6 protein-coding genes are annotated in these 9,467 nt (G+C 63.6%); 3 read left to right on the top strand and 3 right to left on the bottom strand.

The window, feature by feature from the left end:
• The 3 genes from THIDRDRAFT_RS18585 to THIDRDRAFT_RS18575 form a co-directional block, all read right to left on the bottom strand.
• Positions 1–650 (bottom strand): ISAs1 family transposase (locus THIDRDRAFT_RS18585; protein WP_007042452.1); only part of this gene is annotated, 650 nt, incomplete at its 3' end.
• Between the two features lie 78 nt (positions 651–728).
• The gene (locus THIDRDRAFT_RS18580; RefSeq protein WP_159105432.1) at positions 729–1,682 is read right to left on the bottom strand and encodes an HDOD domain-containing protein; all 954 of its coding nucleotides are present in this window, start codon (positions 1,680–1,682) and stop codon (positions 729–731) included.
• Complete coding sequence (locus tag THIDRDRAFT_RS18575) at positions 1,675–3,051, bottom strand: sigma-54 interaction domain-containing protein (protein ID WP_007042450.1); 1,377 nt, start codon at positions 3,049–3,051, stop codon at positions 1,675–1,677. Before THIDRDRAFT_RS18575 ends, THIDRDRAFT_RS18580 begins: the two co-directional genes overlap by 8 nt.
• 535 nt (positions 3,052–3,586) lie before the next feature.
• Here THIDRDRAFT_RS18575 and THIDRDRAFT_RS18570 point away from each other — a divergent pair.
• The 3 genes from THIDRDRAFT_RS18570 to prsT all read left to right on the top strand — a co-directional run bounded on the left by THIDRDRAFT_RS18570 (position 3,587) and on the right by prsT (position 9,339).
• Positions 3,587–4,057 (top strand): PEP-CTERM sorting domain-containing protein, encoded by a 471-nt coding sequence (locus THIDRDRAFT_RS18570; protein WP_139058808.1) that lies wholly within the window; start codon positions 3,587–3,589, stop codon positions 4,055–4,057.
• A 480-nt stretch (positions 4,058–4,537) separates the two neighbouring features.
• Positions 4,538–5,461, top strand: a complete 924-nt coding sequence (locus THIDRDRAFT_RS18565) for an ISAzo13 family transposase (RefSeq protein WP_083827525.1) — start codon at positions 4,538–4,540, stop codon at positions 5,459–5,461.
• Between the two features lie 104 nt (positions 5,462–5,565).
• Positions 5,566–9,339, top strand: a complete 3,774-nt coding sequence (gene prsT / locus THIDRDRAFT_RS18555; protein WP_007042447.1) for an XrtA/PEP-CTERM system TPR-repeat protein PrsT — start codon at positions 5,566–5,568, stop codon at positions 9,337–9,339.
• Positions 9,340–9,467 lie beyond the last annotated feature (128 nt).

The raw sequence follows: 9,467 nt of genomic DNA, 5'->3' as shown, positions 1-9,467 counted from the left end.
GGCCCGCAACGGCGGTGGTGAAGAAATCCTCGACAGGCTCTTGCAGCGTGCTCTGGTTGTCTTTGAGCCCAAGCACATAATCCCCGCCCTGGGAACGAACGGATCTGCTCGGCGATGGCACGCTGACAGCCCATTGCATCGATCGTGACGATACAGCCCTGGAGCGCCAAGAGTTCAAGCAACTCGGGAATTGCCGTGATCTCATTGGATTTCTCCGCCGTGGCTTCTTGCCCAAGCACCAAACGATTCGATACGGCCCAAGCACTGACCATGTGTAGCGCCGCACGCCCCCGGCGTCGGTCGCGCGAGCCTCGGGCCGTCTTGCCGTCCACCGCAATCACCTCGCCCTGCGTGGTCCCAGTGACGGCCTGCGTCCAACGGATGAAGCAGTCTTCAAACCGCTTAGGATTGAGCCGTGAGATCACGTTGGCAATGCAATCATGCGACGGAATCCCGTTCTCGAACCGACAAAAGCGACGCAGCCACTCCAACTTCACCTCTCCAAACTGCTCGATCGCTTCCCAGCCGTCCGCCCCGCTCAGTACCCCGCAGACAGTCAACACCAGAATGTCTTCAAGCGGATACAGCTTGTTACGCTCAACACGGGGATCTTCAAGACTGGCAAAATGCTCGATCAGGCTGGCAGACACGCGAGGCTCCTCAAGGCGATTGGCGAACAAGGGACCGCAACATCATGTCAGATCTAGCGTTAATACGCGCTCGCCCTGTCACTTCGGGTCGGAATCCTGCTCGGAGGAGAGGACGGCCTGTAAAGTGTCTTGACACCGCTCTGCACTGAGGTTGAGACGTTGCTGAAGTGCGGTGAGTTGGTTCGCGTTCATGGGTGCGCCAATCCCAGGCGGAGTCTCGGCGAGCAGGGCGTCGGCGAGGCACAGCAGCAGGACCAGCGTCTCGTCGCGGCCCTGGTAGGCCGGATTGTGATGATGTCGAACCAGTGTGCGCAGTGGCTCGGGGAGTCCCCAGACCTCCAGCAGCCAGGCGCCGAGCTGGGTGTGCTCGACCCCGATGGCGAAGCGCTCGAGGCTGGTCAGCGGGATGGTCGGATTCTGGGTCAGGACCAGGCTGACCAGCGCGTGCTGCCTGGGCAGCAGGTGCCCGAGCAGCAGGTGCCCGATGTTGTGCATCAGACCGGCGAGCTGCAGCCAGTCGGCGGAGACTTGGAGCGTGCCCGGAAGCTCGGCGGCAAGGGCCTCGAGGAGCCGACCGCTGAGGAGCCCGTGCCGCCAGACGTGGTCGCGCCCGATGGGGCCGGTCTCGGGGGTACGCAGCGGGGCCAGGGCGCTCAGGGCGAGCGCCTGGCTGAGTGCGCGCTTGAAGCCGAGCACCCGGGTGATAGCGTCGCGCAACTCGACGACCGGCGTAGGCAGACCGTAGTAGGCGGCGTTGGCCCAGCGGAGGATCTGGCCGGCGACCATGGGATCGAGCATGACGATCTCGGCCAGGCCCGCGGCACTGGCGTTCGGGTCGTGCTGGAAGGCTTGCAGGCGCTTGGTGATCTCGGGCAGCGGCGGCAGATCGTCGTTGTCGCGAATCAAGGCGCGGATGTCGCCCGGCGGCGTCAGTTCGCCTATCGGCGCGGAGCAGACCGCCTGACTCCAGCCGAGCAGACCGCCCGGGTGGGCCGTGATGAGGGTGTCGATGGGTCTCTCTAGTTCAGCCATTTGGGACATTGAGCGCATAGCGCTTGAGTTTGCGGTAAAGCGTCCGCTCGCTGATGCCCATACGCTCGGCGAGCCCCCTGCGGCTGCCGTGATACTCGCGCAGCAGGTCCAGAATGTACTGGCGCTCGGCAAGCTCGATGGGCGAGAGGCCCAAGCCTGCGGTTGCGGCACTGTCGGTTAGCTTTACACCGCATTCCGGGGCAGCGGCGGCCGGTGCATGGGTGGGGATCCGAATGACCTCGGCCGGGATCTCGCCCTCGGGGCTCAGCGCCGTGGCGAGCTGCAGGAGGTTGCGCAGCTCGCGGATGTTTCCGGGGTAGCTGTAGCCCAAGAGCTTGCGCATCGCCTCTTTGCCCAGCCGATAGGCGCGCGGGCGCTCGGCTGCAATCTGCTGCAAGATATGCTCCGTCATGGCCGGGATGTCCTCGCGTCGCTCGCGCAGGGCGGGGATGCCGATGGGCAGCACGGCGAGCCGATAGTAGAGGTCTTGCCGGAAGGCGCCGCGCTGGATGAGCGCAGGCAGATCCTGGTGTGTCGCGCTGATGACCCGGACCTTGGCCCTGCGGGTCTTGGTGGCGCCGACCGGGCGGAAGGTGCCGGTCTCCAGCGCGCGCAGCAGCTTGGGCTGCTGCGAGAGCGGCAGCTCGCCGATCTCGTCGAGGAAGAGGGTGCCCTTGTCGGCCAGCTCCATGAGCCCCGTCTTGTGGCTGGTCGCGCCGGTGAAGGCGCCCTTGACGTGTCCGAAGAGTTCGCTCTCGAAGAGGTCCTCGCTGAGCACGGTGCAGTCGACCACGATGAAGGGGCCGTCCGCGCGCGGCGACTGCTGGTGCAGCAGCTCGGCGGCCAGCTCCTTGCCGGAGCCCGTCTCGCCGTGCAGGAGCACGGAGGCCTCGGTGGCGGCGGCCTGGCGCAGCTCCTGGAGGTGGCGCTGGAAGGTGGCCGATTGGCCGACGAGTCGCGGCGCTTGGCGCAATGGCCCCAAGGGTCGGATGGTCTCCGCGAGCAGGATGCGGCCGTCTGGCTCGATGATCGGGAAGCCGATGACGCGCACGGGCTGCGGCTCGCCGTCTCCGAGGCGCATGAGGAGGGTTTCGCTGTAGGGTTCGAGATCGCGGAAGAGAGTCCGGTGCCGGCACACCATGGCCGGCGTGGCGTCGAGGTGGCAGCAGGGGCAGTTGTGTAGCTCCGGTCCGCTGATCCGGAGCAGATCGTTCAGCTTGGCGCTTGCCTGGAGGATGCCAAGGGTGCTGCTTACGATCAGGGTAAGACTCGTGGGATGCGGCTCCAGGAGCCACTGGCTGATCGAGTTGGTTTGGGTGGTCGGGCCTGGCGGGGACCAGGGTATCGGGACGTGCGAAATGGGTGGCATGTGTTCACAGACCTCGATGGATGCCACTGCGAAAGTGGGCCGCTATACTGCTGCTCTGCTCTGCTCTGCTCTGCTCTGCTCTGCTCTGCTCGAGGCGTCATTGTGTCGATTGATTTTACACATCGACCACTTGGTCGATATCGCTCAATGCCAGTGGTCTCGGTTCTCGGCTCGACATCTGCTGTTTGCAAGTTGAAGTTTGGCAGTCTCAGCCTCCACGTTGCGGACTGCGTTTCTCGTTAGATGGTGCATTATGCAGGCATTTTCTTCGCTTTTTTAGGCGTCTGTGTGCTTGATATCTTAGCTTTGGATTTCTGTGGGGAACCGCAAGTAGGACTCATGCTATCGCCGGTTTTCTTAAGTTGGCGCATTCTGTGCTTGATGTAACTTGTGTGGCAAGGCTGCTACTGAAATGTTGTGATTTTTGGCGAACACACTAGCGAATTCCCTCTATAGTGCCTTGCAACCTGCGGCAAGTTTTCGCCAATATGTTGGAAAGTGGTGTGTTCTTTGTTCAACCTCTAGGGTGGTTCTTATGCTTAAGCGTGCTTTTCTCATCGTCTCGATATTGCTAGGCTTTGCGCAGAATGTATATGCCGGTGAGATAATGATTGGGGGTATCACCTTTACCCCCGGCGTCGATCTTGCTATATCCGTGTCGCCGAGTATGCCAAACCCACAGGTTAATGGACAAGACGTTACTGCCGCTCTTAATGGGGGTATTCTCACGATTTCGACGCCTACGGCTTCCGATTGGCTGACTATTGATACGATTACCGGCGAAGTCCTGTCCGGCGTAGCGTCATTTCATCTTCCCGCTAATTTGACGTTTTCGCTAACTGGTGGTTCCATCATGCCTAATTTCGGCATCTTCGCCGTTGTCGCCGGCAGTTCTGTAGTTCCAGAGCCGGGCGTACTCGCGCTACTGGGGGCTGGGTTGCTTTCAGCGCTGCTGTTCGCCAGGTGGCGCCGCCGAAAGGTAGATGACATAACCGTAGCCGCTTGATGCTATAGCCATTCTGCATGATACTCGTACTGGCCCCTTGATTCTAGCCAGTGTTTCCAGGGATTCACCGAAGGGGCCTGTATGGATATCAGACCGGGTGGCTATATTTAGGAAGTGTCCATCAACTGTTTCCCGATTTCATCGTAGTCGGTATGCTTGGTCGATCATGAAGTGATATCCGAGGGTGCGGGATGGCAGCGGTTGAGGTCGTGATTCCGGAAGCCGTAGAAGGGCATGTCAAGGTGGTCTTTGATCAGCTCAACGAGAAGCACCGCCGCTGGGTGGCGGCTCTGTTGTCGGAGGTTGTTGGTCACGGCGGGACGAAGTGGGTATCTGAGGTAACAGGGCTAGATACGAAAACCGTGCGCCAAGGGCGCCTGGACGTTGCGGCGGGATTGTCGGACTGCCCACGTGACCGAGTGCGTCGCGTTGGCGGGGGACGTCCCCCTTTGAAAAAAGGATCCGCGCCTTGAGGCCGATCTGCTGGCGCTGGTCGAGCCGGAAACCGGCGGGGATCCGCAAGGGCGTACCCAATACACCCGTAGCAGCTTGCGATCCCTGGCCGAGCGTCTGGGGCGAGGCTGTGCCACCACCGTCGGGCGTCTGCTCAAGCCGCTGGGCTATTCGCTCAAGACCAACGTCAAACGACTGATCGGCAACCCCCACCCGCAGCGCGATCAGCAATACCGGTTCATCCAGCGCCTCAAGGGGCAGTTTCAGCGCCACGGCCAGCCGGTCATCAGCGTGGACGCCAAGAAATCCGAGCTGATCGGGGCGTTCAAAAATGCCGGCTCACGGTATTGTCGACACGCCGATATCGTCAATACCTATGATTTTCCCAGCGACGCCCTCTGCCGAGCGACACCCTATGGCGTCTATGATGCGCAAGCCAACGAGGCATTGGTCAACGTCGGGACCTCTGCCACCACCGCCGCGTTCGCCGTCACCTCGATTCGCCACTGGTGGGAGCAACTGGGGCGCGCACGCTATCCGCATGCTGACCATCTGCTGATCGAGGCCGACGCGGGCGGCTGCAATGGATATCGTCCGCGTCTGTGGAAGCGTGAACTCCAACGTCTCGCCAACGAGATCGGCCTGAGCGTCACCGTCTGCCATTACCCCAGCGGCGCCTCCAAATGGAACCCCATCGAACATCGCCTGTTCAGTCAGATCAGCCGCAATTGGGCCGGCCATCCGCTGCGTTCGCTCGACACCATGCTGGCACTCATCCGTGGCACAACCACTACGACGCGACTACAGATCAAAGCCATCCTCGATACGACGGTGTACGCCAAAGGGATCAAAATCAGCTTGCAAGACATGGCGGCACTGAACATGCGACGGCGACGCCTCTGCCCCAATCTAAACTACACCATCAGGCCGAATAAATCGGGAAATAGTTAGTGGACGGTCCCTTACGTTGGTTCTCTAGTGTTCCGGAAGAGTCAGATTCACCAGGATCTGGCTCTTTTCCTTTTTTGTTACTGGCCCTGGTATGATCTTGCTTCATGGCAAGCGACCTCCTAGTGGGTTTCGACTATTCCCGGACCGTCCGTATGACGCATAGATCAATAGCGACTACCTTCCTGATTATTCTGTTAAGTGCAGGACCTCTGGTTGGCTGTAGCGAATCGCATTCGTTCGAGCAATACCTATCCGAGGGGCGACGCGCTTTGGATCACGGCGATCTGAGCGTTGCAGTGATCAATTTTAAGAGCGCGCTTCAGATTGCGCCGGATGATCCAGCCGCTCGCTGGCTGCTCGGTCGCGCTTTCCTTCGTCAGGGTAATTATGTGTCGGCCACGCGCGAACTCGAGCGAGCACAGCAGCTTGGCATCTCGAATTCGGACTTGCTTAGGGATCTTGCCACAGCTTTGCTGGGTGAAGGCGTATACGAGAAGCTCGACGCGCTCGCGGTGGGGAACGATCTTTCTCCTGTCGTGCGAGCATCCGTGCTGGCTACGCAAGCAGAGTCGTTGCTTGCCCGTGAAAGAATTTTAGCGGCTGAGGAGAAGGCGGCTTCGGCCCTAGCTCTGGATGCTGCATCGAACGAAGGTCGACTTGCGATGGCCCATGTGGAGTCAGAGCTTGGTCGCTTCACCGAGGCTCGCGAGAGAGTCAAGTCCGTCTTGGAAGATGCTCCCGACCGAGCGGATGGCTGGCTTCTGATGGCTGCGATCGAACGCAGCTCCGGACAGCTGGACGCGGCTGAGTCGGCCCTCACGAAAGCTATGGCCGATCCTGCTCAGTCTCTTCGCGCCCAGCTGACGCGCGCCCTCGTGCGCCTGCAGGCCGGCAGCCTAGACGCTGCCGAAGAAGACCTGAAAGCCTTGCGCGCCAAGCTCAAGGAATCGCCCCAGCTCGATTACGCGGATGGCCTGCTCGCCTATCTCCGGCAGGACTATCGTTCCGCCCGCTCTTACTTGGATGCCGCGCTCGGCAAGTTGCCCGCCGAAGGGGCCTCCCTGGCCCTGGCCGGAAGCAATCAGCTGGCACTCGGCGAGCCGGCGATGGCGCGCATCTACCTAGAGCGCGCCGTCTCGGCGCGGCCGGACGAAATCACCACGCGCCGCATGCTGGGCATGACGCTGCTTCAGCTCGGTGAGCTGGAGGAGGCGGAGGCGCTGGCGCGTCAGCTCTTGGCGCAGCTGCCGAACGACGCGGCCTCCATGGACCTGCTCGCCAGTGCCCTGATGATGCAGGGCAAGCGTGACGAGGGCTTGGCCGTGCTGCGTCAAGTCCGGCAGGCGATCATCAGCTCGCCCGCCGAGGCGGTCAGGGCCGGCGCCGCGCTGCTGGCCCAAGGCTCGAATGCGGCCGGTCTCGACCAGCTCAAGGCGGCTCTGACGGAGGATCCCGCGTTGCAGACCGCGTCCGCTCAGGGCGTTCTGAAAGCACTGCGCGCGGGGGATCTGGAAGAGGCCGGATCACTGGCCGATGCCTATCGCAAGGAGTCGTCTGACGGACCCGCGGCGCTTGCCCTGACAGGGCTGGTGAGCCTGGCGCGCGGAGAATCCGACGCCGCCCTGCAGGATTTCAATGCCGCGCTGGACAAGGACCCCGGCAGACTGGCCGCGGCGGTCGGCGTGGCCGAGCTGGCCGCGCAGACGGGGGATCTCGAGCGCGCGCGCCATGTCCTTGAATCCAGTCTCGCCTACCATCCCGAGTCCGACGCCCGGCTGGCCCAGCTGGCGCGCATTGCCTTGGCGATGGGTGATGGCGAGGCGGCACGCGGCTATGTCGAGCAGGCCTTGGCGAGCGGTCCCAAGGCGGTGGATGCCATCCTGGAGGTCGGCGCCCAGGAGCTGCGCCTGGGTAGCCCGGCCCAGACGCTGCGGCTGCTGGCCTTGCTGGACGACGACGCGGCCGCCAAGCCGGGCGCGCTCCGCCTGACGGCCAGCGCCCAGCTCGCGCTGGCCGACTATGGCGCCGCGCGCGCGACCCTGCTGCGGCTGGGCGACGCCGTCAACGAAGAGCCGGGGCTGCTGGTCAGCCTTGCCAGCGCGAGCGCCGAGCTGGGCAAGCTTGATGAGGCGAATGCGAGCCTGGAGAAGGCGCTCGACCTGGATCCCGAGTACCTGCCGGCGCGGCTCGGGCTGACCAAGCTGGCGGTCGCGCGGAAGGATATCGCGGCGGCCGAGCGTGGTCTGCGTGGCTTGCGCGAGCGCCTGGGCGCGTCCGACCGCGAGGTGCTCTTGATCGAGGCCCAGATCGCCGACCTGCGCGGCAACCTGACGGCCGCTAATCAGGCGTTCCAGGAATTGCTGGGCGGCACAGGCAAGGCCTTGGCTATCGATCTGGGGCTGCAGGGCGCGGCCGAACAGCTGATCCTCGGCTATGTGCGCGACGGCAACCCGCAGCGTGCGCTGGAAGCGGCGCAGGCGCTGCGTGACCGCCAGCCGAATGCGCCCGGCGTGCATCTGCTGCTTGGCACCCTCTATCAGCGCGAGGGCCAGACCGAGCTGGCGGCACAGTCCTTCGGTCGCGCCCTGGCCCTTGAGCCGGGCAGCCCGGCGGCGACCCGAGGCTTGGCGGAGATTGCCATCACCCAGGGTGATCTGGATGAGGCCCAGCGCCTCTATGAGGCCAGCCTGGAGCGGCACCCGGTGGATGTCGACCTGCTCGTCGGGCTGGCACGGCTGGCCCTGTTGCGCGATGACCCGCTCGCGGCGCAGGCGTCTTTGAACCAAGCCGTGCAAGGTAATCCACTGCTCCTGACGCCGCGACTCTATTTGGCGGCCTACTGGCTGCGGCAGGACAATGCGGCACGCGCGCTGAGCCTGCTCGATGAGGCCCGGACGATCCATGGGGACGACCCCGGGCTGCTGGGCCTGGAGGCCGAGGCGCAGCTGAAGCTGGAGCGCTATGAGGCGGCGGCCAAGACGCTGCGCCAGCTCGAGCGCCTGCGTCCCGACGACCCGCAAATCCTGGTGGCCTTGGCGGGCGCCCAGGCGGGGCTGGGCGACGAGGCGGGCGCGGAGCGTGCCCTCGAGCGGGCACTGCGCTTGCAGCCGGACTCGGTCGCGGCACTCAACGGGCTCGCGCGCCTCGCCATCCTCAAGAAGGCCGTCGACGAGGCCGAGGCGCGGATCGACGCGCTCAAGCGCATCGTCGGCGCCGACAGTCAGGACGTGATGGTGCTGGAGGGTAATCTTGCGGAGGCTCAAGATGACCTCGGGCGCGCGGGTGAGATCTACGGCAAGTTGTTCAAGCAGTCACCAAGCTCTGTGAGTCTGCTGTGGATGGCGCGCGTCAAGGTGAAATCCCAAGACATTGAGGGCGCCTGGCGCGACATGACGGCCTGGCTGGACAAGCATCCGAACGACGGCCTGGTGCATTTCGAGGTCGGGATGCTCTATATGAATGTCGGCAAGCAGAAGGAGGCGGCCGAGCACTATGAGCGCTCGCTCGCTCTGGGCGGCGCCAATCCGATCGCGCTGAACAATCTGGCCTGGCTGCTCAGAGAGGAGCAGCCGGACAAGGCCCTGGAGTACGGCCGGCAGGCGCATGCCATCTCGCCGGACTCGGCGGATATCGCCGACACCCTGGCGGTGCTGCTCGGCGAGCAGGGGCAACTGGCGGAGGCGCAGCGCTTGGTGGAGGAGGCGCACCAGAAGGCGCCGGAGAATGCCAGCATCCTCTTCCACAAGGCGAGCATCCTCGCGCGTGCCGGGGCGCCGGACCAAGCGATCAAGGCGCTGCAGACGGCCCTCGCGCTGGATCAGGGCTTTGCGGAGCGCGCCGCGGCGGAGTCCTTATTGGCGCGCCTGCGAGCGCAGTGAGTCTTGCCTGGCGCCGACGCTGTTTCTGACGTCGGTTGCGCGATGACGCTGACGCTGTTAGAAGCTCTGCCTGGAAACTCGGGGCGACTGAAGTCGCCCCTTGTACAACCCTCCTATCGATGCCTCGA

It is taken from the genome of Thiorhodococcus drewsii AZ1 (assembly GCF_000224065.1).
In the GTDB taxonomy this organism is placed as follows: domain Bacteria; phylum Pseudomonadota; class Gammaproteobacteria; order Chromatiales; family Chromatiaceae; genus Imhoffiella; species Imhoffiella drewsii.
Note: the sequence above shows the minus strand (reverse complement) of the source record. Positions and strands in the feature narration are given on the sequence as shown.